Source organism: Streptomyces albiflavescens (assembly GCF_014645835.1).
Lineage (GTDB): Bacteria > Actinomycetota > Actinomycetes > Streptomycetales > Streptomycetaceae > Streptomyces > Streptomyces albiflavescens.
On the sequence record NZ_BMMM01000010.1, the window covers coordinates 60425 to 84575 of the forward strand.

Annotated in this window: 24 protein-coding genes; 11 read left to right on the forward strand and 13 right to left on the reverse strand. The window is 69.8% G+C overall.

Annotation, left to right across the window (positions count from 1 at the left end; all coding sequences use genetic code 11):
- The first annotated feature begins 103 nt into the window (after positions 1-103).
- The 5 genes from folP to IEY95_RS25935 all read left to right on the forward strand — a co-directional run bounded on the left by folP (position 104) and on the right by IEY95_RS25935 (position 3251).
- On the forward strand, positions 104-1009 hold the full coding sequence (gene folP / locus IEY95_RS25915) for a dihydropteroate synthase (protein WP_189188541.1): 906 nt from the start codon (positions 104-106) through the stop codon (positions 1007-1009).
- The gene (locus tag IEY95_RS25920) at positions 1006-1500 is read left to right on the forward strand and encodes a nuclear transport factor 2 family protein (RefSeq protein WP_189188542.1); all 495 of its coding nucleotides are present in this window, start codon (positions 1006-1008) and stop codon (positions 1498-1500) included. The genes folP and IEY95_RS25920 overlap by 4 nt, the downstream gene beginning before the upstream one ends.
- A gap of 248 nt (positions 1501-1748) precedes the next feature.
- Positions 1749-2108 (forward strand): dihydroneopterin aldolase, encoded by a 360-nt coding sequence (gene folB / locus IEY95_RS25925; RefSeq protein WP_189188543.1) that lies wholly within the window; start codon positions 1749-1751, stop codon positions 2106-2108.
- Positions 2105-2716, forward strand: a complete 612-nt coding sequence (folK, locus tag IEY95_RS25930) for a 2-amino-4-hydroxy-6-hydroxymethyldihydropteridine diphosphokinase (RefSeq protein ID WP_189188544.1) — start codon at positions 2105-2107, stop codon at positions 2714-2716. Before folB ends, folK begins: the two co-directional genes overlap by 4 nt.
- Positions 2717-2765: 49 nt before the next feature.
- Entirely contained in the window at positions 2766-3251 is a 486-nt protein-coding gene (locus tag IEY95_RS25935; protein WP_189188545.1) for a DUF3180 domain-containing protein, read from the forward strand.
- 26 nt (positions 3252-3277) lie between these two features.
- Here IEY95_RS25935 and folE read toward each other — a convergent pair whose 3' ends face one another.
- From folE to dacB, 6 genes are all read right to left on the reverse strand, one after another.
- Positions 3278-3883, reverse strand: a complete 606-nt coding sequence (gene folE, locus IEY95_RS25940; RefSeq protein ID WP_189188546.1) for a GTP cyclohydrolase I FolE — start codon at positions 3881-3883, stop codon at positions 3278-3280.
- A 144-nt stretch (positions 3884-4027) separates the two neighbouring features.
- A complete protein-coding gene (gene ftsH, locus IEY95_RS25945) occupies positions 4028-6055 on the reverse strand; it encodes an ATP-dependent zinc metalloprotease FtsH (RefSeq protein WP_189188781.1) in 2028 nt (675 codons plus the stop codon).
- Between the two features lie 201 nt (positions 6056-6256).
- On the reverse strand, positions 6257-6817 hold the full coding sequence (gene hpt, locus IEY95_RS25950; protein ID WP_189188547.1) for a hypoxanthine phosphoribosyltransferase: 561 nt from the start codon (positions 6815-6817) through the stop codon (positions 6257-6259).
- A gap of 77 nt (positions 6818-6894) precedes the next feature.
- Positions 6895-8055 (reverse strand): tRNA lysidine(34) synthetase TilS, encoded by a 1161-nt coding sequence (gene tilS, locus IEY95_RS25955; protein WP_189188548.1) that lies wholly within the window; start codon positions 8053-8055, stop codon positions 6895-6897.
- 192 nt (positions 8056-8247) lie between these two features.
- Entirely contained in the window at positions 8248-9372 is a 1125-nt protein-coding gene (locus tag IEY95_RS25960; RefSeq protein ID WP_189188549.1) for an Rv3626c family coenzyme F420 biosynthesis-associated protein, read from the reverse strand.
- A gap of 161 nt (positions 9373-9533) precedes the next feature.
- A complete protein-coding gene (dacB, locus tag IEY95_RS25965; RefSeq protein ID WP_189188550.1) occupies positions 9534-11084 on the reverse strand; it encodes a D-alanyl-D-alanine carboxypeptidase/D-alanyl-D-alanine endopeptidase in 1551 nt (516 codons plus the stop codon).
- A gap of 79 nt (positions 11085-11163) precedes the next feature.
- Here dacB and IEY95_RS25970 point away from each other — a divergent pair, with 79 nt between their 5' ends.
- Both IEY95_RS25970 and IEY95_RS25975 read left to right on the forward strand, forming a co-directional pair.
- The gene (locus IEY95_RS25970; protein WP_148012437.1) at positions 11164-11655 is read left to right on the forward strand and encodes an inorganic diphosphatase; all 492 of its coding nucleotides are present in this window, start codon (positions 11164-11166) and stop codon (positions 11653-11655) included.
- 104 nt (positions 11656-11759) lie between these two features.
- Positions 11760-13418, forward strand: coding sequence for a threonine/serine exporter family protein (locus IEY95_RS25975; RefSeq protein ID WP_189188551.1), 1659 nt, complete (start codon positions 11760-11762; stop codon positions 13416-13418).
- A gap of 92 nt (positions 13419-13510) precedes the next feature.
- Here IEY95_RS25975 and IEY95_RS25980 read toward each other — a convergent pair whose 3' ends face one another.
- Positions 13511-14485 carry a DedA family protein gene (locus tag IEY95_RS25980; RefSeq protein WP_189188552.1) on the reverse strand — a complete coding sequence of 325 codons (975 nt, stop codon included), beginning with the start codon at positions 14483-14485 and terminating at the stop codon, positions 13511-13513.
- A gap of 141 nt (positions 14486-14626) precedes the next feature.
- On the opposite strand from IEY95_RS25980, the gene IEY95_RS25985 reads away from it, so the two are divergent.
- Positions 14627-14992 carry a YbjQ family protein gene (locus IEY95_RS25985; protein WP_189188553.1) on the forward strand — a complete coding sequence of 122 codons (366 nt, stop codon included), beginning with the start codon at positions 14627-14629 and terminating at the stop codon, positions 14990-14992.
- Positions 14993-15082: 90 nt separating this feature from the next.
- On the opposite strand, the gene IEY95_RS25990 is transcribed toward IEY95_RS25985, so the two are convergent.
- Positions 15083-15850, reverse strand: a complete 768-nt coding sequence (locus tag IEY95_RS25990) for a MerR family transcriptional regulator (protein WP_189188554.1) — start codon at positions 15848-15850, stop codon at positions 15083-15085.
- Positions 15851-15982: 132 nt separating this feature from the next.
- Here IEY95_RS25990 and IEY95_RS25995 point away from each other — a divergent pair, with 132 nt between their 5' ends.
- The 3 genes from IEY95_RS25995 (at position 15983) to IEY95_RS26005 (ending at position 19417) form a co-directional block, all read left to right on the forward strand.
- A complete protein-coding gene (locus IEY95_RS25995; RefSeq protein ID WP_189188555.1) occupies positions 15983-17269 on the forward strand; it encodes an ion channel protein in 1287 nt (428 codons plus the stop codon).
- 18 nt (positions 17270-17287) lie between these two features.
- Entirely contained in the window at positions 17288-18694 is a 1407-nt protein-coding gene (gene gad, locus IEY95_RS26000) for a glutamate decarboxylase (RefSeq protein ID WP_189188556.1), read from the forward strand.
- A 108-nt stretch (positions 18695-18802) separates the two neighbouring features.
- On the forward strand, positions 18803-19417 hold the full coding sequence (locus tag IEY95_RS26005) for a Uma2 family endonuclease (protein ID WP_189188557.1): 615 nt from the start codon (positions 18803-18805) through the stop codon (positions 19415-19417).
- Between the two features lie 6 nt (positions 19418-19423).
- Here the strand turns inward: IEY95_RS26005 and IEY95_RS26010 are convergent, their stop codons facing one another.
- The 5 genes from IEY95_RS26010 to IEY95_RS26030 form a co-directional block, all read right to left on the reverse strand.
- Positions 19424-20152 carry an ABC transporter permease gene (locus IEY95_RS26010; protein ID WP_189188782.1) on the reverse strand — a complete coding sequence of 243 codons (729 nt, stop codon included), beginning with the start codon at positions 20150-20152 and terminating at the stop codon, positions 19424-19426.
- 65 nt (positions 20153-20217) lie between these two features.
- The gene (locus IEY95_RS26015) at positions 20218-21174 is read right to left on the reverse strand and encodes an ATP-binding cassette domain-containing protein (RefSeq protein ID WP_189188558.1); all 957 of its coding nucleotides are present in this window, start codon (positions 21172-21174) and stop codon (positions 20218-20220) included.
- Positions 21175-21247: 73 nt separating this feature from the next.
- Positions 21248-21889 (reverse strand): PadR family transcriptional regulator, encoded by a 642-nt coding sequence (locus IEY95_RS26020; RefSeq protein ID WP_189188559.1) that lies wholly within the window; start codon positions 21887-21889, stop codon positions 21248-21250.
- Positions 21890-21937: 48 nt separating this feature from the next.
- A complete protein-coding gene (locus IEY95_RS26025; protein WP_189188560.1) occupies positions 21938-22477 on the reverse strand; it encodes a DinB family protein in 540 nt (179 codons plus the stop codon).
- 115 nt (positions 22478-22592) lie between these two features.
- Entirely contained in the window at positions 22593-24053 is a 1461-nt protein-coding gene (locus IEY95_RS26030) for an aldehyde dehydrogenase family protein (protein WP_189188561.1), read from the reverse strand.
- Positions 24054-24151: the final 98 nt, after the last annotated feature.

The following is a 24151-nucleotide window of genomic DNA, read 5'->3' on the forward strand; positions in this document are numbered from 1 at the left end:
TGGGCCCTCGCTCAGGCCGCCCGCCCGGATACGAGGCGGTCGCTCGAATCGAGTCGGTCTCCCGAGGCGATTCGGCCCCCCGCCGGAGGCCTAGGCTGGACGTATGAGCAATGAGCGCGGGCGCGGCCGAGTCGCGGGACTGCCGGCATGGGACCGCTGCGCGGTCATGGGCGTCGTCAACGTAACCCCCGATTCCTTCTCCGACGGCGGCCGCTGGTTCGACACGACGGCCGCGGTCAAGCACGGCCTCGGCCTGGTCAGCGAGGGCGCCGACCTCGTGGACGTCGGCGGCGAGTCGACCCGCCCCGGCGCCACCCGCGTCGACGAGGCGGAAGAACTCAAGCGCGTCATCCCGGTGGTCCGCGGCCTGGCCTCCGAGGGCGTCACCGTCTCCGTCGACACCATGCGCGCGAGCGTCGCCGAGCAGTCGCTCGCGGCGGGTGCCGCCCTCGTCAACGATGTCAGCGGCGGCCTCGCCGACCCCGCGATGATCCCCGCCGTCGCGGCGGCCGGCGCCCCCTTCGTGGTCATGCACTGGCGCGGCTTCCTGCAGGGCGGCAATGTGAAGGGGACGTACGAGAACGTCGTCTCCGAAGTCGTCGACGAGCTGCACGCACGCGTGGAGGCCGTTCTGGCGGGCGGCATCGCCCCCGACCGCATCGTCGTCGACCCGGGTCTCGGCTTCTCCAAGGACCCCGAGCACGACCTGGCGCTGCTGGCCCACCTCGACCGGCTGCGTGACCTCGGCCACCCGCTGCTCGTCGCCGCGTCCCGCAAGCGGTTCCTGGGCCGCGTGCTGGCCGGCCCCGAGGGCGCCCCGCCGCCCGCGCGCGAGCGGGACGCCGCCACCGCCGCCGTCTCCGCGCTCGCCGCCCAGCAGGGTGCCTGGGCGGTCCGTGTCCACGAGGTACGGGCCACCGCCGACGCCGTCCGCGTCGCCCGGGCCGTCGAGGGCGCCCGCGCGGCGGCACCGGACACAGAGGCCCAGGCCGCAGAGGGAGCCCGGTGAGCACCGCCCGCACCGACGTCGAACAGGTCGAACTCGCCAACACCGCCTTCTACGAGGCCATGGAACGGGGCGACTTCGAAGTGCTTTCGTCGCTGTGGCTGGCCCCGCTGGACACGGCCGAGGAGGACATCGAGGGCGAGGGCGCGGTGATCTCCTGTGTCCACCCCGGTTGGCCCGTCCTCAACGGTCGCGGCGAGGTGCTGCGCTCGTACGCGCTGATCATGGCGAACACCGAGTACATCCAGTTCTTCCTCACCGACGTGCGCGTCTCCGTCACCGGCGACACGGCACTGGTCACCTGCACGGAGAACATCCTCAGCGGCGGTCCCGCCCCCGACGACAGCGACGAGCTCGGCCCGCTCGTGGGCCAGCTGGTCGTCGCCACGAATGTGTTCCGCCGCACAGCCGACGGCTGGAAGCTCTGGTCGCACCACGCCTCCCCCGTACTCGCCGAATCCGGCGAGGAAGAGGACGACGACACCCCCGGCTGAGTGGGTAGGCGACTCACAGGGACCAAAAAGTGGTTGGAATCACCTACCTCGGGGTAGGGGCGGCTACCAACCCGTGAGCCGCCGTGTTCCCCAGGGGAAACGCCCGGTGAAGCCTCATGACCTTCGCCCGGGCGCACGCCCCCGTGGGCGAGTTTTGTCAGTGCCCGCAGGTAGATTCGTTTGAGGCTGGTGTGCCGACCGCACTCGGTTCACGATGGCCGCTACCGACGATTGCAGGAGTGATTCGCGTGGATCGTGTCGCGCTGCGCGGCCTCAAGGCCCGCGGGCACCACGGTGTCTTCCAGAAGGAACGCGAGGAGGGCCAGACCTTCATCGTGGACCTGACGCTGGGCCTGGACACCCGACCGGCCGCGGCCGACGACGACCTGGCGAAGACCGTGCACTACGGCGTCGTGGCGGAGGAGGTCGTCGCGGTCGTCGAGGGCGAGCCCGTCGACCTCATCGAAACGCTCGCCGAGCGCATCGCCCAGGCATGTCTCAAGCACGACGGAGTTCAGGAGGTCGAGGTCTGCGTCCACAAACCGGACGCGCCGATCACCGTCCCCTTCGACGACGTGACCGTCACCATCACCCGGAGCCGAGTATGACCGCCTTCTACACCGAGGGTCAGAGCGACCCGACCGTACAGCCGGTGCCCGCCTCCGTGGTGGAGCGGGTGGACGCCGCCGACACGACCCTGCAGAACCCCAAGCGCGCGGTGATCTCCCTCGGCGCGAACCTGGGCAACCGTCTGGAGACCCTCCAGGGCGCCATCGACGCGCTGGAGGACACCCCCGGCGTCCGTGTCAAGGCGGTCTCCCCCGTCTACGAGACCGAGCCCTGGGGCGTCGAACCGGGCAGCCAGCCGACGTACTTCAACGCGGTCGTGGTTCTGAAGACCACCCTCCCCCCGTCCTCGCTCCTGGAGCGGGCGCACGCGGTCGAGGAGGCCTTCCACCGCGTACGGGACGAGCGCTGGGGCCCGCGCACGATCGACGTCGACATCGTGGCGTACGCCAATGTCGTCTCCGACGACCCGGTTCTGACTCTCCCTCACCCACGCGCCCACGAACGGGCCTTCGTCCTCGCCCCCTGGCACGATGTGGAGCCCGAGGCCCAGCTGCCGGGCCGCGGCCCCGTCGCCCAGCTCCTCTCGACGATCAACCGGGACGGCGTCGCGCCCCGCGCCGACCTGGAACTCCGGCTGCCCGAGTAGTCGTTAAGGTCAAGACGACCGTCAGGCCGCGAATGACCGAAGGGGCAAAGTGAAACAGCTGCGCATCAGGACGCTGGCCGCCGTATTCGTCGTGGCCGGCGTCCTGTCCTGGGCGGGCGCCCGCCTGTGGAACGCGGTGGGCACACTCCCCCGGGTCCCTCTCGCCGCTCCCATCGTCCTGGCCGTGATCGCCGTCGTCCTGCTCGCGACGGCACTCTCGCTGCGCGCCCGCCTCAAGGCCCAGCGCGAGCGCCGCCCCGGCGCCAAGGGCGTCGACCCCCTGATGGCGGCCCGCGCGGTCGTCTTCGGCCAGGCGAGCGCCCTGGTCGCCGCCCTGGTCGCCGGTATGTACGGCGGCGCGGGCGTCTTCCTGCTGGAATCCCTCGACATCCCCGCCCGCCGCGACCAGGCCGTCTACGCCGGCCTCTCCGTCGTCGCCGGCATCGGCGTCATAGCGGCCGGCTTCTTCCTGGAACGCGTCTGCAAGCTCCCCGAGGACGATGAGCACAACGGCGGGACGGCTCCGGCGGCGTAACACCGGAGCCGTCCCGGTCGCAGCAGTCAGCGCGCCATGATGAGGCTCATCGCCTCATTGCGGGTGGCGGAATCCCGCAGCTGACCGCGCACCGCCGAGGTGATGGTCTTCGCGCCGGGCTTGCGTACGCCCCGCATCGACATGCACATGTGCTCGCACTCGACGACCACGATCACGCCACGCGGCTCCAGGATCTCCATCAGGGAGTCGGCGATCTGCGTGGTGAGCCGTTCCTGCACCTGAGGCCGTCGGGCATAGACGTCCACGAGCCGAGCCAGCTTCGACAGACCGGTGATCTTGCCGTCGGTGGACGGGATGTACCCGACGTGGGCAACGCCGACGAACGGCACCAGGTGATGCTCGCAGGAACTCAGCACCTCGATGTCCTTCACCAGGACCATCTCGTCGTGCCCCAGGTCGAACGTCGTCGTGAGCACGTCCTCGGGCTTCTGCCACAACCCCGCGAATATCTCCTTGTACGCACGGGCCACCCGCCCCGGCGTCTCCTTGAGGCCCTCGCGATCCGGGTCCTCGCCGACCGCGATCAGCAGCTCGCGTATGGCGTTCTCAGCGCGCTTCTCGTCGAACTCGCCGATCACGCCCTCGCCGTCCAGCGTCACGGGGTCGGTCATCTGGTCCTCGTTCCTGTGGATCTTGCGCGTGCCTGTCGACGCGTCCCAACCGTGCGGGCACACCGAAATGCCGCACCCCCCAGGCTAGAACCTGGGGGGTGCGGCATTCATTCCGGGCCTGGTGAGGCCGCCTAGAGCCAGGAATCAGCCCTCGGTGCGGTCCTCCGTGGCCGCCTCCGTCACCGGGACGGACTCCGTCGCGCTGGCGATGGCCGCCGTCGAGCCGTTCGCCCCGTTCGTCAGTGACAGCTCCTTGGGGGAGAGCACCGGCGGGCGGGTGGACGGGGTGCGGCGGGAGGAGCCGGTCCACGCGGGGCGGGCCGGGCGCTTGACGATGGGAGCGAAGATCTCGGCGATCTGCTCCTTGCTCAGCGTCTCCTTCTCCAGCAGCTGGAGCACCAGCGCGTCGAGGACATCGCGGTTCTCGACCAGGATTTCCCAGGCCTCGTTGTGCGCGTTCTCGATGAGCTTCTTGACCTCTTCGTCGACGAGCGCGGCGACCTCTTCCGAGTAGTCGCGCGGGTGCGACATCTCCCGGCCCAGGAAGGGCTCGGTGTTGTCGCCGCCGAACTTGATCGCGCCGAGACGCTCGGTCATGCCGTACTGCGTGACCATCGCGCGGGCCGTGGCAGTGGCCTTCTCGATGTCGTTCGCAGCGCCCGTGGTCGGGTCGTGGAAGACGAGCTCCTCGGCAGCGCGGCCGCCCAGCATGTACGCGAGCTGGTCCAGCATCTCGTTGCGCGTGGTGGAGTACTTGTCCTCGTCCGGCAGGACCATCGTGTAGCCGAGGGCACGGCCGCGCGACAGGATCGTGATCTTGTGGACCGGGTCGGAGTTCGGAGATGCCGCCGCGACCAGGGCGTGACCGCCCTCGTGGTACGCGGTGATCTTCTTCTCCTTGTCCGACATGATCCGGGTCCGCTTCTGCGGGCCCGCCACGACACGGTCGATCGCCTCGTCCAGCATGGTGTTGTCGATCAGCTTGCCGTTGCTGCGCGCGGTGAGCAGCGCCGCTTCGTTCAGCACGTTCGACAGGTCCGCGCCCGTGAAGCCCGGCGTACGCCGCGCGACCGCCGACAGGTCGACGTCCGGGGCGACCGGCTTGCCCTTCTGGTGAACCTTGAGGATCTCCAGACGGCCCTGCATGTCCGGGCGGTCGACCGCGATCTGGCGGTCGAAGCGGCCCGGGCGCAGGAGGGCCGGGTCGAGGATGTCGGGCCGGTTCGTGGCGGCGATCAGGATGACGCCGCCCTTCACGTCGAAGCCGTCCATCTCGACGAGCAGCTGGTTCAGCGTCTGCTCGCGCTCGTCGTGACCGCCGCCGAGGCCGGCGCCGCGGTGACGGCCGACCGCGTCGATCTCGTCGACGAAGACGATCGCCGGAGCGTTCGCCTTGGCCTGCTCGAACAGGTCTCGGACTCGGGAGGCACCGACACCGACGAACATCTCGACGAAGTCGGAACCGGAGATCGAGTAGAAGGGAACGCCGGCCTCGCCCGCGACAGCGCGCGCGAGCAGCGTCTTACCGGTACCAGGAGGCCCGTACAGGAGCACGCCCTTGGGGATCTTCGCCCCGACGGCCTGGAACTTCGCCGGCTCCTGGAGGAACTCCTTGATCTCCTGGAGCTCCTCGACCGCCTCGTCCGAACCCGCGACGTCCGCGAAGGTCGTCTTCGGGGTGTCCTTGGTGATGAGCTTCGCCTTGGACTTCCCGAAGTTCATGACTCGGGAGCCGCCGCCCTGCATCTGGTTCATCAGGAACAGGAAGACGACGACGATGAGGACGAAGGGGAGCAGAGACAGCAGGATGCCGACGAACGGGTTCTGCTTGGACGGCGAGACCGTGTAGCCGTCCGGAATCTGCTTGTTCTGGTACTTCTCCTGCAGTGTGTTGGCCAGGGCCACGCCCTGGTCGCCGATGTAGCTCGACTGGATCTTCGAGCTGCCTTCGACCTTTGAGCCGTCCTTGAGCGAGACCTTGATGATCTGCTCGTCGCCGGTGGTGATCTTGGCTGACTCGACCTTGTTGTTATTGATCGCCTGGACGACCTGGCCGGTGTCCACCGTCTTGTAGCCGCCGGACGAACCGACGACCTGCATCAACACGACCACGGCAAGGACGGCCAGCACGATCCACATGACCGGCCCACGGAAGTATCGCTTCACGTCCATCCATACGGAGCGGTGCCGCCCCGTCCCTCCTGCCATAGTGAGTTTGATAAAGACTGTTCTTCGGACGGTACCCCAGCATTGTCACCCGAAGCCGCAGGGGACTGCTGGCATTCCCGCCTACGCATGCTCCAACGGCGCGAAACCCGCTGGGGTTCCCGATCGTCTTACAGGGACTGAGCCGCCCTCGGAAAGGGCGGGCGCTCAGCCGCCGTAGACGTGAGGCGCGAGCGTACCGACGAACGGGAGGTTGCGGTACTTCTCCGCGTAGTCGAGGCCGTAGCCGATGACGAACTCGTTCGGGATGTCGAAGCCGACCCACTCCACGTCGATCGCGACCTTGGCCGCCTCCGGCTTGCGCAGCAGCGTGCACACCTTGAGAGAGGCGGGCTCGCGGGAGCCGAGGTTGGAGATCAGCCAGGACAGGGTCAGCCCGGAGTCGATGATGTCCTCGACGATGAGGACGTGCTTGCCCTTGATGTCGGTGTCGAGGTCCTTGAGGATCCGCACCACACCGGAGGACTGGGTGCCCGCGCCGTACGAGGACACGGCCATCCAGTCCATGGTGACGGGGGTGGACAGCGCACGCGCCAGGTCCGCCATGACCATCACGGCGCCCTTGAGGACACCGACGATCAACAGGTCCTTGCCCGCGTACTCCGCGTCGATCTTCGCGGCCAGCTCAGCCAGCTTGGCGTCGATCTCTTCCTTGGTGATGAGCACCGACTTGAGGTCGGTGCTCATGTCTTTCGCGTCCACCCGCATCACTTTCGGTCGTCCGTCCCACCGGCCGCTCGGACCGCCCACGTACCGCGTAAGCGGTCCCGGTGGAGGGTCCGGTTTCAGCCTTGCCGAATAACCAGTCTGCCACCCTGGCGCTGAGCGACGACTTTGCCCGGGAGATTGATGGCTCCCTGGCCGCGCCAGCCGGTGATCAGCCGGTCGACTTCTTCGATGTGGCGGGCGAACAGCGAACCGGCCGGGGCGCCCGCCTCGATGGCGGCGCGGCGCAGGATGCGGCGGCGTACGGCGGGGGGCAGGGCGTAGAGCTTGGCGCACTCCAGGAGGCCGGCCGCGTCGCGTACGGAGGCCTCGGCCTGGCTGGCCCAGGCGTCCAGGGCGTCGGCGTCGTCGCGGGAGAGCTGGGCGGTACGGGCGAGTGCCTCGACGACGCCCTTGCCGAGCGCCTTCTCCAGGGCGGGCAGGCCCTCGTGGCGCAGCCGGGAGCGGGTATAGGCCGGGTCGGCGTTGTGCGGGTCGTCCCAGACGGGCAGCGACTGGGCCATGCAGGCCTTGCGGGCGGTCTGCCGGTCCAGGTGCAGGAACGGGCGGCGGTAACGGCCGTCGGCCCCCGAGACCGCGGCCATTCCGGACAGGGAGCGGATGCCGGAGCCGCGGGCGAGGCCGAGCAGGACGGTTTCGGCTTGGTCGTCGCGGGTGTGGCCGAGCAGGATCGCGGCGGCGCCGTGGCGCTCGGCGGCGGCGTCCAGGGCGGCGTACCGGGCGTCGCGGGCCGCGGCCTCGGGCCCGCCGTCGCGGCCGACGGTGACGGCGATGGACTCGGCGGGGGTGAGCCCCAGTTCGGTGAGGCGCAGCACGACTTCGTGGGCGCGCAGGTCGGAGCCGGGCTGCAGACCGTGGTCGACGGTGATGCCACCGGCGCGGATGCCGAGTTTGGGGGCTTCGAAGGCGAGGGCGGAAGCGAGCGCCATGGAGTCGGCGCCACCGGAGCATGCGACGAGCACGAGCGGCGGAGGGGGTGCCTCACTGCTCGAGCGCAGCAGGGCGCCTGAGAGGGGCTGCTCGTGCGGGGGCTGGGCATGGCTGATGGTGCGTCGCGTACCGGGGGCGGGCACGCGCTCCGCATCGGGGGCGGACGGGCGCGCGGCACCAGAAACGGGCGTGCGCCGGATGTCGGGGGCGGGCGGGTGCTCGGTGAGGATGTCGTGGAGTACGCGGCGAACCGCCAGGCGTATCGCCGCGACCGCAGGATGGGGACCCATGTCCGGTTCCCTTCATGAAGTTTTCGGGGGGTGAGCCCGAGGTCGGTCACTCAGAGTGTGTAGATGGTGACAGAACCGGGCCGTTCCCCGAGCATTGCACGCCTACCCATGCCCCACGGTCCCTCGGACGGGTGATTGGTGGGGCGTTCGCCTGCCGTCGGCCGGATTCGTTTCACGACCTTCCCGTAGGGTTCACGACTCCGCTTTGCGGTGCACCCGCGCGACCCAGTCCGCCGGTTTGGCGATCTCCGTCTTGGTCGGGAGGGTGTTCGGGGAGGTCCACACGCGGTTGAACCCGTCCATGCCGACCTGGTCGACAACCGCCCGTACGAACCGCTCGCCGTCCCTGTACTGCCTCAGTTTGGCGTCCAGACCGAGCAGCTTGCGCAGCGCCAGGTCGAGACGGGAGGCCCCCTTCGCGCGGCGCTGCTGGAACTTCTCGCGGATCTCGCCGACGGACGGGACCACCGCCGGGCCCACTCCGTCCATGACGAAGTCCGCGTGGCCCTCCAGGAGGGACATCACCGCGGTGAGCCGGCCGAGGATCTCGCGCTGGGCGGGCGTCTGCACGATTTCCACCAGGGAGCGGCCGCCGTCGTCCTCCTCCGTGTCGGGGCGCGAGCCCGCGAGCGACTGCGCGGCCTCCCTGATGCGCTCCAGGACGGTCATGGGGTCGACGTCCGTCTCCCCCAAGAAAGACTGGATTTCGCCCTCCAGGTGGTCGCGCAGCCAGGGCACGGCCGTGAACTGGGTGCGGTGGGTTTCCTCGTGCAGGCAGACCCAGAGGCGGAAGTCGTGGGGCTCCACGTCGAGTTCGCGCTCCACGTGCACGATGTTCGGCGCGACCAGCAGGAGCCTGCCGCCGCCGTTCTCACCGGCGGGCAGTTCACGGGTCGCCGGGGCGAAGGTCTCGTACTGCCCGAGGACCCTCGACGACAGGAACGACAGCAGCATGCCCAGCTCCACGCCGGTGACCTTGCCGCCGACGGCGCCGAGGACGGCCCCGCCCGGGGTGCTCCCCCGCCGCTCCTGCATCTTGTCCAGGAGTGGCTTGAGGATCTCCCGGAACCCCGCGACGTTCGCCCGCACCCAGCCGGGGCGGTCGACGACGAGTACGGGGGTGTCGTGCACGATGTCCTCGCCCATACGGGTAAAGCCCCGGACGTGCTCCTCCGAGGCTTTCGCGTGCCGGCGCAGTTCCGCGACGACGGACCTGGCCTCGTCGCGGCTCACTTCGGGGCCCGGCCGCACGAGCCGGGTCGCGGTCGCGACCGCGAGATTCCAGTCGACCATCTCGGCACCACCGATGCTCGTCATGCGTCAACCGTACGTGAGCGTGTCCGGCTGCGGTTAGGGGTACGTCCTGCCGGGGGCCCGCCTGTCACGGGGCCTGCGATGCCCCTGCTGCCCCCTGCGTCGGCAGGGGCCTGGCTCGGTCGGGGCGGGTACCCGGCGTTGCAGGCCCACAGTGACACCGGTTAGCCGCAGCCGCACGCCGCCAGTGCCGTTGCCGTGTGGTCCAGGGCCGCTCTGGCCTCCAGTGCGTTCGGGGGGTGTGCCTCGTCGGACGTGAGGAAGGCGAAGGCCAGGAGGCGGCCGTCGGTGTCGACGACGGTGCCGGCGAGGGTGTTCACGCCGGTCAGGGTGCCGGTCTTGGCGCGGACGACGCCGGTGGCGGTCGGGGCGTCGGTGTAACGGGTGCTGAGGGTGCCGGTGAAGCCCGCGATGGGGAGGCCGGTGAGGACCGTACGGAGTTCGGGGTGGGCCGGGTCCCCGGCCTTGGCCAGCAGCGCGGTGAGCAGGTCGGCGGAGAGCCGGTCGGCGCGGTTGAGGCCGCTGCCGTCCGCGAAGTCCGCGCCGCCCAGCGGGAGTCCGAGCTTCTCCAGCTGCGTGTGGATCGCCTTGGCGTCGCCCTCGAAGCTGGGCGGCTCGCCCGAGGCGAGGGCGACCTGGCGGGCCAGGGCCTCCGCGATGTCGTTGTCGCTGTTGGTCAGCATCCGCTCGACCAGGGCGGACATGGGCGGCGAGGAGACCGAGGCCAGGGCCTGGGAGCGGCTCGTCGCCTTCGAGGCGCCGGGGGAGGTCGTCCTGATGCCCTTGTCGTGGAGGAGGTCCGCGAACTTCCGGGCCGCGTCCGCCGCCGGGTCCAGGGCCCGCCCGGCCGGTCCGCTCGTCGTCTCGTTCAGGCGGGCCTCGTCGACCATCAGGGCGGTGACCTGCGCGAGGTTCTCGTTGATGCCGATGGGGTGCAGCGCGGGTCCGGTGTACAGCGAGGTGTCGTACGACAGCGTCACCCGGTCCATGTGACGGGCTTTCAGGGCGGTGGCCGTGTCGTCGGCCAGGGTGCGCAGGCCGGCCCAGCCGTCGGCCGACTTGCGCGCCGTCAGCGTCGGGTCGCCGCCGCCGACGAGGACGACCTCCTTGGTGTCGGGCTCCAGGACCGTACGTGTCTCGATGCGGTGGTCGGGGCCCGGCGCCACGAGCGCGGCGACGGCGGTGGCGATCTTCGTGGTGGAGGCCGGGGTCTGGACCTCGTCGGCGCCCTTGCTGTACAGCCGCTTGCCGGTCGCCACGTCGACGACGACGGCGGTGCGCCGCGCGCCCAGGGCGGCGTTGTCCAGGAGCGGATTCAGGACGTCCGCGAGGCCCTTCTCGGTGGGCGCGGTGCCGGTGGAGCCGCCGAGTCCGGCCAGGACGGAGACGGCGCTGGGCGCGGGCCGGGGCGCCTTCTGGGACGTAGCGGACGTATGGCCGTGATCTGTGCCACCCTCGCCCTCCCGCGATGCGGCCCAGTCGCGCTCCGCCGTACGCTGACCGGAGGAGTCCCAGGGACCGGCCGCGGCCACCGCCCCGGCCGCGAGCGCCAGGCCCACGGTGGCGGCGACGGCCGTGAGCTGGGGAGTCGTGAACCGCACGGAACGCGGCCGCATGGCTTGAGTGAACCGCGCCACATGCGGTTTCACCGTCCGCGCGACCCGCACCACATGCGGTCTCGCGGCCCGCCAAGCCCTCAGCTCTGGCACGACCACCAGCCCCTTTCGCGATCACACACCTGCGTGAGGGACACTTAACCACCAGAACTATGTGTTGATCATGGAGGAGCCACCGGTGGAGTTCGACGTCACGATCGAGATTCCGAAGGGTTCGCGGAACAAGTACGAGGTGGACCACGAGACCGGTCGGATCCGCCTGGACCGTCGACTCTTCACTTCGACCAGCTACCCGGCCGACTACGGCTTCGTCGAGAACACCCTCGGCGAGGACGGCGACCCGCTGGACGCCCTGGTCATTCTGGACGAGCCGACCTTCCCGGGCTGCCTCATCCAGTGCCGCACGATCGGCATGTTCCGCATGACCGACGAGGCCGGCGGCGACGACAAGCTGCTGTGCGTCCCGGCGCACGACCCGCGTGTGGAGCACCTGCGCGACATCCACCACGTGTCGGAGTTCGACCGCCTGGAGATCCAGCACTTCTTCGAGGTCTACAAGGACCTGGAGCCCGGCAAGTCCGTCGAGGGCGCCAACTGGGTGGGCCGCACCGAGGCCGAGGCCGAGATCGAGCGTTCCTACAAGCGCTTCAAGGAGCAGGGCGGTCACTGACGCCTTGTGACCTGCGGGCCGCGTGACCCTGACGGGGTCGCGCGGCCCGTTCGTGTATCCGTACGCATACTGGGGCCTACGAGAGGTCCTAGTCGGGAGTGGTGGTGTCGGACCCGGAGGCGGAAGACCGCAAGCCGCAGTCGGACGAGGCGAGGAGTGCGTTCACCCAGCCGGCCGGTGTGGCGCCGCCGCAGCCGCCGGCGGCCGACGACGAGGCGTCGACGACGTCCGAGTTCGCGCTCCCCAAGGGGCTCGACGTGCCGCAGCCGCCCGGCGCCGAGGCGGAGGGTTCGGCGTTCAGCACTCCGCGCACGTACAGCGCCAAGCACGCACCGCCCGCCTTCACCCCGGCGACCGGCATACCTGTGGTCAGCCTCGCCAAGGACGTGCCCTGGCAGGACCGCATGCGCACGATGCTGCGCATGCCGGTGGCCGAGCGTCCGGCGCCCGAACCGGTGCAGAAGGAGGACGAGTCGGGTCCGGCCGTCCCGCGCGTGCTCGACCTGACGCTGCGTATCGGCGAGTTGCTTCTCGCGGGCGGTGAGGGCGCGGAGGACGTGGAGGCGGCGATGTTCGCCGTCTGCCGCTCGTACGGGCTCGACCGCTGCGAGCCGAACGTCACCTTCACGCTGCTGTCCATCTCGCACCAGCCGTCCCTCGTGGACGACCCCGTGACGGCCTCTCGGACCGTACGCCGCCGGGGCACCGACTACACGCGGCTCGCGGCCGTGTACCGGCTCGTCGACGATCTGAGCGACCCGGAGGCCGCGATCTCGCTGGAGGAGGCGTACCGGCGGCTCGCCGAGATCCGGCGCAACCGGCACCCGTATCCCGGCTGGGTGCTGACCGCGGCCGGTGGGCTGCTCGCCGGAGCGGCCTCGGTGCTCGTCGGCGGTGACGCGGTCGTGTTCGTCGCCGCGGCGCTCGGCGCGATGCTGGGCGACCGGCTGGCGTGGCTGTGCGCGGGGCGCGGCCTGCCGGAGTTCTACCAGTTCACGGTGGCCGCGATGCCCGCGGCCGCGATCGGCGTCGCGCTCCAGCTCGCGAACGTCGATGTGAAGGCGTCCGCCGTGATCACCGGTGGGCTGTTCGCGCTGCTGCCCGGGCGGGCGCTCGTCGCGGGCGTACAGGACGGGCTGACCGGCTTCTACATCACGGCGTCCGCGCGCCTGCTCGAGGTCATGTACCTCTTCGTGGGCATCGTCGTCGGCGTCCTGGTCGTGCTCTATTTCGGCGTGAAGCTGGGCGCCGAGCTCAATCCGGACGAGGCCCTGGGCATCTCCGAGCGGCCCGTTCTGCAGATCGCGGCGTCCATGCTGCTGTCGCTCACCTTCGCGATCCTGCTCCAGCAGGAACGCTCCACCGTCCTCGCGGTGACCCTCAACGGGGGTGTGGCCTGGTCGGTGTACGGGGCGATGCACTACGCCGGCGGCATCTCGCCGGTCGCCTCGACAGCCGTCGCGGCGGGGCTGGTAGGGCTGTTCGGGCAGCTGCTGTCGCGGTATCGGTTCGCGTCGGCGCTGCCGTACACCACCGCGGCGATCGGGCCCCTGCTGCCCGGATCGGCCACCTATTTCGGGCTGTTGTCGATCGCGCAGAGCGAGGTGGACAAGGGGCTGGTGTCTCTCAGCAAGGCCGCCGCGCTCGCCATGGCCATCGCCATCGGGGTGAATCTGGGGTCGGAGATCTCTCGGCTGTTCTTGCGCGTTCCTGGCGGTACCGCCGCCGGCCGCCGGGCCGCGAAGCGGACGCGAGGGTTCTGAGGGCCGGGCGCCCGACAGCTCGGTGCTGTCTGTCGGGCGGCGGCTTCGGGTCGTCCCCGACTCGTCGCGCGGTGTCTCGCGCCCCTGACAGCTCAGCCCCGGTTCTGGGGGTACCCCTCGCCGTAGTAGCCCTGGTCCGAGGCGTACGGCTGCTGCTGGTGACCCTGGGGGTACTGCTGAGGCGGGTAGGCCTGGCCTTGGTCATAGCCCTGGTCGTAGCCGTAGGGCTGCTGGTACGGCTCCTGGTACTGCTGCGGGTAGGGCTCCTGGTACTGCTGGGGGTAGGGCTCCTGGTACTGCTGCTGATGCGGGTAACCCTGGTCCTGGTGGGGCTGGTTGCCGTACGGGGGGTTCTGCAGCCGGAGCGGCCTCGTCGCGTCGTCCATGACCGGAGGCGCGGTCTGCGTCTGGGCCGGGGTCTGGGCGGGCTCCTGCGGCGGGTTCTTCTTGGCCTTGGAGCGGGCCCGCAGGAACTCGATGATGATCGGGACCACCGAGACGAGGACGATCAGGATCAGGATCGCTTCGATGTTCTTGTGGACGAAGCCGATGTTGCCGAGCCAGGAGCCGAGCAGCGTGACACCCGCGCCCCACAGGACGCCACCGATGATGTTGAAGGTGATGAACGAGCGGTACTTCATGCCGCAGACGCCGGCGATGATCGGCGTGAACGTGCGCACGATGGGCACGAAGCGGGCCAGGACCAGGGACTTGGGCCCGTACTTCTCGAAGAACTCGTGGGCCTTGACCACGTTCTCCTGCTTGAACAGGCGGGAGTTCGGGCGGGTGAAGAGCGAGGGGCCGACCTTCTTGCCGAAGAGGTAGCCCGCCTGGTCGCCGAGGATCGCGGCGAGGCAGATCAGCAGGATGGCCGCCCACAGAGGGAAGTCCATCGTGCCCGCGGTGATCAGCAGGCCGCAGGTGAACAGCAGCGAGTCGCCCGGCAGGAAGAAGCCGATGAGCAGGCCGGACTCGGCGAAGACGATGAGCAGCAGGCCCCAGATGCCGAAGTTGTCCAGGAGCGCGTTCGGATCCAGCCAGCTTGGACCAAGGGCAAGCGTCGTCACGGTTCCGGGCTCCTGAAGGGGTGGAGGAAGATACGGCGTCCTGATACGGCCGAACAAAGCTATCAACGCCATGTGTCGACCCCAGGTTCCACCGGTGACTCCAGGATGCACTGTGGGGTGACTGGGACAAAGCTGTGAGCCATGGACATCGATGATTACGGCGGCGGCCAGGGACCCCGGTCGGACGTCCTGGTCGTGACGACGAACGACGTACCCGGTTACCGCGTCCAGCAGGTCATCGGTGAGGTCTTCGGCCTCACCGTGCGCTCCCGGCACCTGGGCAGCCAGATCGGCGCGGGTCTGAAGTCGATGATCGGCGGTGAGCTCAAGGGGCTCACCAAGACACTCGTGCAGACCCGCAACCAGGCCATGGAGCGGCTCGTCGAGCAAGCACGCGCGCGTGGCGGCAACGGCGTGCTGATGTTCCGCTTCGACGTGACGGAGGCGGCGGACGTGGGGACGGAGGTGTGCGCGTACGGGACGGCGGTGGTCCTGGTCAAGGAGTAGCGCACGCGGGTCCGAGGAGCAGCGCACGCGCGTAAGGGGCGTCCGCCAGGACCGACGCCCCTTACGCGTGTCTTCCCGCGCGTGCCGCCGTCAGGCTTCCCGCGCGTGCCGCGCCGCGTTCGCCGTGATCGCGTCCCTCAGGTGCTCGGCGAGGCCCGGCCGCATGGCGTCGTAGAACGCCTTGAACCGCTCGTCCGAGACGTACATCGCGCCGAGGCACTGGTGGAGCTCGTACGAGCACTCGTAGAACCACTTGCAGATGTGCCGGCGGTGTTCCTCGGCCAGGTCCATGGCCGCCTGGCCGGCCGGCGGCTCACCGGCGGCCATCAGGGCCTGGTAGCGCTCGCTCCAGGCGTCGACCTCGGCCTGTACGCGCTTCCAGTCGTCCTTGGTGTAACGGGCGGCCCGGCGCTGGGACTCGGCGTACTCCTCGGTGCCGCCCCAGCGCTGCTCCGCCTCCTCGGCGTACTGCTCCGGGTCCTTGTCGCCGAAGACCTCGAACCTCTCCTCGGGCGTGAGATTGATCCCCATCTTGCGTGCCTCCATGGCGTGCTCCACGGCCGCGGCCATCTTCTGCAGCTTCTCGATCCGGGCGGTCAGCAACTCGTGCTGGCGGCGCAGATGCGCGCGCGGGTCCGCGTCGGGATCGTCGAGCAGGGCGGCGACCTCGTCGAGCGGGAAGCCGAGTTCTCGGTAGAACAGGATCTGCTGCAGCCGGTCGAGGTCGGCGTCGCTGTAGCGCCGGTGGCCCGCGTGGCTGCGCCCGCCGGGCGCGAGCAGGCCGATCTCGTCGTAGTGGTGCAGCGTGCGCACCGTGACCCCGGCGAAACCGGCGACCTGGCCCACTGAGTAGCTCACTTCCGCTCCTTGTGTCGGTACGCACTCCACGGTGGGCCCTCACGTGGCGTGAGGTGCAAGCCCGTTTCCACCGCGTGCCTCGCCTGCGCCGCTCCGGATGTTGGGCCCGTTTCGTCCGCATATGGTGAGCCCGTGGCCCAGGACTCCGCGCAGCAGGCGCCCACCACCGCTCCCGCGGCCCCCGCGCGCGCCCTGCTGCCGTTGATCCTGCCCGCTCTCGTCGTGGGTGTGGCGTCCAGCCTGCTCTTCGTCGGGGTGAGCGTGGCGGCCGAGAAGCTCCAGGGGGTGCTGTGGCAGAACCTGCCCGACGCCCTGGGGATCGGCCGTTACTCCGTGCTGTGGATGTTCGTCATGCTCACCGCGACCGGCATCGCGGTCGGACTGGTGGTGTGGAAGGTGCCGGGGCACGCGGGGCCCGACCCGGCCACCATGGGGCTGAACGCGCCCGCGCTGCCGCCCGTCGTGCTGCCGGGCCTGCTGCTGGCGGCCGCTCTGATGCTCGCGGGCGGCCCGAGCCTCGGCCCCGAGAACCCGATCATCGCCGTGAACGTCGGGCTGGCGGTATGGCTGGGCCGCCGGTTCGTCTCCAGGCTGCCGGGCGGGCTGTGGGTGGCGCTGGCGGAGGCGGCGACGCTCGGCGCGCTGTTCGGCACACCGGTGGCGGCCGCCCTGGTCATCTCGGAGTCGCTGGCCGGGAAGCCGATCAAGGGGCTGCTGTGGGACAACCTCTTCGCTCCCCTGGCCGCCGCCGCGGCCGGCGCCCTGACGACCGACCTGGTCCACCACGCGAGCTTCGACCTCCACCTGCCCCCGATCGGCCGGCCTGACGGGGGCGACGTGCTCGCGGCGATCGTCGTCGCGTCGGTCGGCGCGCTGCTCGGCATGTGCGCCGTCTACGCCTTCCCGTACCTCCACGCGGCCTTCCAGCGGCTGCGGCATCCGATGCTGATGCTTCCGGTGGGCGGGCTCGTCCTGGGGGCGTTGGGGGCTCTGGGCGGCCCGCTGACGCTCTTCAAGGGGCTGGACCAGATCGCGGAGCTGGCCCGCAACCCGGAGGGCTGGTCGGCCGGGCAGTTCGCCACGATGACGGTGGTGAAGCTGGCTGCCCTGGCGGTCGCCGCGTCCTGCGGCTTCCGCGGCGGCCGGATCTTCCCCGCCGTGTTCGTGGGCACCGCCCTCGGTCTCTGTGCCCACGCCCTGGTGTCCGGCGTCCAGCCCGCCGTGGGCGTGGCGGCGGGCGTGCTGGGCATGCTCCTGGCCGTCACCCGGCAGGGCTGGGTGAGCCTGTTCACCGCCGCGGTCCTCGTCGCCTCGCCGACGACCCTCGCCCTTTTGTGTATCGCCTCGCTGCCTGCCTGGCTGCTGGTGACCGGCAGACCGCAGATGCAGCTCCACGACGACGGAAGCCCGGTCCGCTAGGAAACGAGAGGAAACGTCATGCCACTTCACCGAGGCCACGAGAAGCCCGACGAGCACCCGAGGTCCGTCAACCCGTTCTTCGGGGAGACGAATCCGGTCAGCGACATGGTCGAGGCGCCGCCGAAGCACCGGCTCCCCGATGGCCCGCTGCCGCCCACGATCGCGTACGAACTCGTCCACGACGAGCTCATGCTGGACGGGAACTCCCGGCTGAACCTCGCCACCTTCGTCACCACCTGGATGGAACCGCAGGCTGGCATCCTGATGGCGGAGTGCCGGGACAAGAACATGATCGACAAGGACGAGTACCCGCGCACGGCCGAGCTGGAGCGGCGCTGCGTGGCGATGCTCGCCGACCTGTGGAACGCGCCCGATCCGGCTGCCGCGGTGGGCTGTTCGACCACCGGGTCGAGCGAGGCGTGCATGCTGGCCGGGATGGCGCTGAAGCGACGCTGGGCGCAGCGGAACGCGGATCGCTATCCGGGGGCGCGCCCCAATCTCGTCATGGGCATCAACGTCCAGGTCTGCTGGGACAAGTTCTGCAACTTCTGGGAGGTCGAGCCGCGCCTGGTCCCGATGGAGGGCGACCGGTTCCACCTCGACCCCCGCGCGGCGGCCGAGCTGTGCGACGAGAACACCATCGGGGTCGTCGGCATCCTCGGGTCGACCTTCGACGGGTCCTACGAGCCCATCGCGGAGCTGTGCGCTGCCCTCGACGAACTCCAGGAGCGCACCGGCCTGGACGTCCCCGTCCATGTCGACGGCGCCTCCGGAGCCATGATCGCGCCCTTCATCGACGAGGACATGGTCTGGGACTTCCGGCTCCCGAGGGTGTCGTCGATCAACACCTCGGGGCACAAGTACGGCCTGGTCTACCCGGGCGTCGGCTGGGCGCTGTGGCGGTCGGCGGCCGAGCTGCCGGAGGAACTCGTCTTCCGGGTCAACTACTTGGGCGGCGACATGCCGACCTTCGCGCTCAACTTCTCCCGGCCGGGCGCACAGGTCGTGGCGCAGTACTACACGTTCCTGCGCCTGGGCCGCGAGGGCTATCGGGCGGTGCAGCAGACGACCCGGGACGTGGCCCGCGGGCTCGCCGAGCGCATCTCGGCGCTGGGCGACTTCACGCTGCTCACCCGGGGCGACCAGCTGCCGGTCTTCGCCTTCACGACGGCGCCCGAGGTGACCTCGTACGACGTGTTCGACGTGTCCCGGCGGATGCGCGAGCACGGCTGGCTGCTGCCCGCGTACACCTTCCCGGCGAACCGCGAGGACCTGGCCGTCCTGCGCGTGGTGTGCCGCAACGGCTTCACGACCGACCTCTCCGACCTCTTCGTGGAGGACTTGAGCCGCCTGCTGCCCGAACTGCGCCGACAGTCACACCCCTTGACCCGCGACAAGGACAGGGCGACCAGCTTCCACCACTAGGACCAGGCACGCAGGAACGTTGCCTCCTCACTCGGGCGAGTGACACTACTGTCGTCAGGGGAACAGCAGAGAGCACCACCACTCACGATCTCCTTCATGGGAGCAGTCATGGCCGCAGAGGCACACACCGAGCAGCACCCGCGGGCCACTCCCGAGAACTGGATGTTCCCGCCCGAGGAGGGCTGGACGTGGGACCAGGTCAAGGAGCTGGACGTCCCGTTCGACTGGGAACTCGTGGATGGGAAGATCGTGGTACGTGGGGTTACCAGCTGGTGGCACGACCAGGTCCGAGACCGGCTTTACCTCTCGCTGGCTCTCGCCAAGCGGCCGCCGTACGCCGTCAACACTGAGCGCTGGACCCAGTTCGACGACAACAACGCCCCCAAGCCGGACTTCATCGTGTACGACAGGACCGGGCTCGACATCCGCACCCTGGACTGCACACCGGTCGCGTGCGTGGCACTTGCCATCGAGGTGGTTTCACCCGGCTCTCGCGGCATGGACCGTTTCCACAAGCCCGCCATGTACGCCGAGGCCGGAATCGCCCACTACTGGCGTGTCGAGCGCGGCGAGAACGACGTTCCGGAGGTGCACCAGTTCTGGCGCGACGAGGACAGCGGCGTATTCGTCCCGCGCCCGGACCGCCCCGTCCACACCGACAAGCTGACCACCATCGTCCCCTTCCCGGTCGACATCGACCTGCGCAACCTGCTCGAGGAGTGACCCCGACTACACACTGAGCCGCCCGAACCTCCGTACCGCCAGCGGAAAGAACACCGCCAGCAGACCCAGCGGCCAGATCGCGGCCGCCCAGAGGTGCCCCGGCTCCCCGCCGGGGCCGCCGAACAGGTCGCGTACCGCCGTCGCCGTCTGGGACATCGGGTTCCACTCGACCGCCGTGCCCAGCCAGCCGGGCATGGAATCCGGGGTCGCGAAGGCATTGGACAGGAAGCCGACCGGCCAGACCAGGATCTGGACGGCCTGGACCATCTCCGGCTTCCCGGCGACCAGCGCCAGCTCGATGCCGATCCAGAGCATCGCGAAACGGAACAGAAGGAGCAGGCCGACGGCTCCCAGGAAGGCGCCCGGACCGCCGTGGGGACGCCAGCCGATCGCGTACCCGACGCCGATCAGGGCGGCGAGACCGAGCCCCGACTGAAGCATGTCGGCGGCGGAACGGCCCACCAGGACCGCGCCGTTGGCCATGGGCATCGACCTGAAGCGGTCGATCACGCCCTTGTTGAGGTCCTGGGTGACCGCCAGCATCGTGCCCTCCAGGCCGAAGGCCATGGTCAGCGCGAGCATGCCGGGCACCAGGAAGTCGACGTAGGCGCCCTCGACGCCCCGGCCGCCGCCGATCAGATAGCCGAACATCAGCAGCAGCATCACCGGGAAGATGAGGCCGACGGCCACCTGGACCGGTTGCCGTGCCCAGTGGGCGAGTTCGCGGCGGGTCATGGTCCAGCAGTCGGCGAGGGCGTATGCCCCGTACGTACCCGGGCTGCTCGTCTCGTAGGTCGTGCTCACGCGGCCTCCTTCACTCGGTGGTCGTCTCCGGTCAGGTGCAGGAACACCTCGTCCAGCGTCGGCCGCCGCAGCGCGATGTCCTCCGCCTCGATCCCGGCCTCCTCCAGGGCGCGTACGGCCCCGGCGAGCGCCGTCATGCGGTCGGTGACCGGGGCGCTGAGGAGCCGGCGGTCGGTGTCCACCGAGACGCCCTCGGCGGGGAAGGGCAACAGGGCCACGGCGGCGCCCAGTTGGCCCCCGTCGCGCAGCACCACGTCGATGCGGTCGCCGCCGGTGCGGGCCTTCAGCTCGTCCGCCGTGCCGTCGGCGATGACGCGCCCGTGGTCGACGACGGAGATGCGGTCGGCGAGCTGGTCGGCCTCCTCCAGATACTGCGTGGTCAGCAGGACCGTGGTGCCGCCGCCGACCAGCGAGCGCACCGACGCCCACACCTCGGTCCGGCCGCGCGGGTCGAGCCCGGTCGTCGGTTCGTCCAGGAAGAGCACCTCCGGGTCGGTGACGAGGGACGCGGCGAGGTCCAGACGGCGGCGCATGCCGCCGCTGTAGCGCTTGACCGCCTTGCGGCCGGTGTCCGCGAGCCCGAAGCGCTCCAAAAGCTGGTCGGCCCGTACGCGCGCGTGCCGGGCGCGCAGATGGTGCAGGCGCCCGAACATCTCCAGGTTCTGGCGTCCACCGAGCTCCTCGTCGAGCGCGGCGTGCTGGCCGAGCAGCCCGATGCGCAGCCGTACCCGGCCCGCCTCGCGCACCACGTCGTGACCCGCGACCTCCACGCGGCCCCCGTCGGGCCGCAGCAGGGTGGACAGGATCCGGACCAGGGTCGTCTTGCCCGCACCGTTGGGGCCGAGCACTCCGTGCACCGTGCCACGTCCGACCAGTAGGTCGAGTCCGTCCAGCGCCTGCTTGTCGCCGTACCTCTTGCGTGCCCCTTCGACGGTGATCGCCGCGTCGGCCACTGACCTCTCCCTCGCTAGTCAAACTTGACTACTTCTCGAAAGTAACCCCGGTCGCCCTATTCGTCAAACTTGATTAGTGGCGGTCCCCCGGGTGCGGCGTTCCCGTCGCGTACGGGTTCTCCTCGCCCTCGGCCAGGACGCCGACGAACGGCTCGCCCTCACCCGCGAAGGTGTAGGCCCCGCCCTCGATCCGCGCGATCAGGCCGCGCGTCCACTCGGCGTCGGCGTCGGCGGTGTGCACCCAGAGGTTCATGATCTCGCCGATGTGGCCGAGCTGTTCGGGGCCGTCCTCGGGCACGTAGTGCTCGGTGACGGCGGCCCGCCACTCCCCGATCCTCCGGATCCGCTCCTTCAGGAGCGCCACCGCCTCGCTCCTCGGCAGATCGACGATGAAGCCGATCGCCGCGGACTTGACGTCCATCTTCTGGTCGTACGACGTCAGGGACTCGCGCAGGAGGGCCAGGAACTCCTCGGTGCCCTTGTCCGTGATCTCGTACTCGGTGCGCGGCGGACCGCCGGCCGTCGACGGCGCGATCTCGTGGGCGTGCAGCAGTCCCTGCTTCGCCATCTGCTTGAGCGCGTGGTAGATCGAGCCGGGCTTGGCGTTGGACCACTCGTGCGCGCCCCAGTACTCCAGGTCGTTGCGCACCTGGTAGCCGTGGGCCCGCCCGTGCTGGCGGACGGCGCCCAGCACCAGGAGACGGATCGCTGACATGCGGTCCACACTAGAGCGCCGGGGTGGACCCGCCCGCTGCCGGGCCCGTCAGCCCGCCTGCTCCCTGGCCACCAGCTCGAAGGCGGTCGCGCCGTCCAGGGACTCGCGGACGATGTCGGCGTGGCCGGCGTGCCGGGCCGTCTCGCGGATCAGATGGAGCGCCAGCCAGCGCATCGAGACCCGCTCTTCCGGCGGGAACCAAGGGTCGTTCGGGAGCGCGAAGGTGTCGTCGAGGCTGGGCACCGAGCGGAGGAACGCGTCCGTCTCGGCGGCGACCTTCTCCCAGTACGCGAGCTGCGCGTCGACGGTCTCGCCGTCGACGAGGACGAAACACTCGTGCCAGTTCGACTCGTCCCGCTTGACGGCCGGGGACTCACCCTTGGCGCGGGCGACCCAACCCTGTTCGGTCTCGGCGACGTGCTTGAGCAGCCCGGACAGCGACAGCTCGCTCGCGCTGGGGCGCGAAGCCGCCTGCTCCTCGGTCAGCCCGAGCAGTGCCCGGCGGATACCGCCCCGCTGTTCCTCGAGGAAGGAGAGCAACGCCCCGCGCTCGTCACCCTGAGCCTCCGCTCGCACATGAGTCACCATGACCGGCCGCCTTTCGTCGGGACCTCTTGCCCGGCACCTTCTGCCTGACACCGACGAAGCTACGGGCCCTTGCGGTCAGCTTCTGTCCGCAAGGGCCCGGCAGGGCGAAGACGTCCTAGAACGGGAAGAAGCTCCGGCCGTGCTGCACCGAGATCCACTTCACCGTGGTGAACGCGTCGACGGTCGTCTCGCCGTTCAGACGGCCGATGCCGGAGTGCTTCTCGCCGCCGAAGGGGACCAGCGGTTCGTCGTGCACGGTGCCGTCGTTGACGTGGAACATGCCGGTGTCGATCTGCTTGGCGAAGTTCACGCCGCGCTCGATGTCACCCGTGTGGACGGCGCCGCTCAGTCCGTACGGGGTGTCGTTGACGAGGCGGACAGCCTCCTCCTCGCCGTCGAAGGGGACGAGGAAGACGACCGGGCCGAAGATCTCCTGCTGGAGAAGGGACGAGTCGGCGGGGACGCCGGTCAGGACGGAGGGCTCGACCAGGTTGTCGGTCGTCGTGCCGTGCACCAGGGCCGTGGCGCCCTCCGCGATCGCCTGCTCGACGGCGCCGGAAATCGCGTCCGCCTGCGAGGAGTTGATGACCGGACCGATGACCGTCTGCGGGTCGCTCGGGTCGCCGGCCTTCAGCGTCTTGACCTTGGCGACGAACTTCTCGGTGAACTCGGCCTCGATCGAGCGGTCCACGAGGACACGGTTGGCGGCCATGCAGACCTGACCCTGGTGGACGTAGCGGCTGAAGACCGCCGCGTCGACCGCGTAGTCGATGTCCGCGTCGTCGAGGACCACCAGGGCGCTGTTGCCGCCCAGTTCGAGGACGGAGCGCTTGAAGTGGGAGGCGCAGACGGTGGCGACGTGACGGCCGACCTTGTCGGAGCCCGTGAAGGAGATGACCTTGGGCACCGGGTGCTCGATGAAGGCGTCGCCTATCTCGGCTATGTCGGTGATGACGACGTTGAGGAGACCGCCCGGCAGGCCCGCGTCCTCGAAGACCTTGGCGACCAGGGAGCCACCCACGATCGGGGTGTTCTGGTGCGGCTTGAGGACCACGCCGTTACCCAGCGCGAGCGCGGGCGCGACGGACTTGATCGACAGCAGGAACGGGAAGTTGAAGGGGCTGATCACACCGACGACGCCGACGGGAACCTTGTAGACGCGGTTCTCCTTGCCGTCGATCGGCGAGGGGAGGATCTTGCCCTCGGGGCGCAGCGCCAGCTGGATCGACTCGCGCAGGAACTCCTTGGCGAGGTGCAGTTCGAAGCCGGCCTTGAGGTGGGTGCCGCCGAGCTCGGCGATGATCACCTCGGTGATCTCGGCCTCGCGCTCCTCGATGATGCGCAGAGCCTTCTCGAAGACCGCGCGCCGGGTGTACGCGTTGGTCGCGCCCCATTCCTTCTGGGCGCGCTCGGCCGCGCGGTAGGCCTGATCGACCTCGCCCGCCGTGGCTATCGTGATCGACGCCAGCTTCTCGCCGTCGTACGGATTGAAGTCGATGATGTCCCAGGAGCCGGTGCCCGGGCGCCACTCGCCGTCGATGTACTGCTGAGCCAGGTCGGTGAAATAGGACGACATGTGTTCCTCAATCCCTCAATCCCTGCGCTGCCGAGGCAGACATCCGATCACGGTCTGATCACGCGTCATCGTACTTGTGTTTCAGGGGAGTTGAAGAA

What these genes read in the sequence shown, in the direction of transcription:
- ftsH (WP_189188781.1), bottom strand. Translation starts at nt 6,055, where the DNA reads ATGGACGTGAAGCGATACTTCCGTGGGCCGGTCATGTGGATCGTGCTG.
- IEY95_RS26010 (WP_189188782.1), bottom strand. Translation starts at nt 20,152, where the DNA reads ATGACCCGCCGCGAACTCGCCCACTGGGCACGGCAACCGGTCCAGGTG.
- gad (WP_189188556.1), top strand. Translation starts at nt 17,288, where the DNA reads ATGCCACTTCACCGAGGCCACGAGAAGCCCGACGAGCACCCGAGGTCC.
- IEY95_RS25985 (WP_189188553.1), top strand. Translation starts at nt 14,627, where the DNA reads ATGGACATCGATGATTACGGCGGCGGCCAGGGACCCCGGTCGGACGTC.
- folK (WP_189188544.1), top strand. Translation starts at nt 2,105, where the DNA reads ATGACCGCCTTCTACACCGAGGGTCAGAGCGACCCGACCGTACAGCCG.
- IEY95_RS26025 (WP_189188560.1), bottom strand. Translation starts at nt 22,477, where the DNA reads ATGGTGACTCATGTGCGAGCGGAGGCTCAGGGTGACGAGCGCGGGGCG.
- hpt (WP_189188547.1), bottom strand. Translation starts at nt 6,817, where the DNA reads ATGCGGGTGGACGCGAAAGACATGAGCACCGACCTCAAGTCGGTGCTC.
- folE (WP_189188546.1), bottom strand. Translation starts at nt 3,883, where the DNA reads ATGACCGACCCCGTGACGCTGGACGGCGAGGGCGTGATCGGCGAGTTC.
- folP (WP_189188541.1), top strand. Translation starts at nt 104, where the DNA reads ATGAGCAATGAGCGCGGGCGCGGCCGAGTCGCGGGACTGCCGGCATGG.
- tilS (WP_189188548.1), bottom strand. Translation starts at nt 8,055, where the DNA reads ATGGGTCCCCATCCTGCGGTCGCGGCGATACGCCTGGCGGTTCGCCGC.
- IEY95_RS25960 (WP_189188549.1), bottom strand. Translation starts at nt 9,372, where the DNA reads ATGACGAGCATCGGTGGTGCCGAGATGGTCGACTGGAATCTCGCGGTC.
- IEY95_RS26030 (WP_189188561.1), bottom strand. Translation starts at nt 24,053, where the DNA reads ATGTCGTCCTATTTCACCGACCTGGCTCAGCAGTACATCGACGGCGAG.
- IEY95_RS26020 (WP_189188559.1), bottom strand. Translation starts at nt 21,889, where the DNA reads ATGTCAGCGATCCGTCTCCTGGTGCTGGGCGCCGTCCGCCAGCACGGG.
- IEY95_RS26005 (WP_189188557.1), top strand. Translation starts at nt 18,803, where the DNA reads ATGGCCGCAGAGGCACACACCGAGCAGCACCCGCGGGCCACTCCCGAG.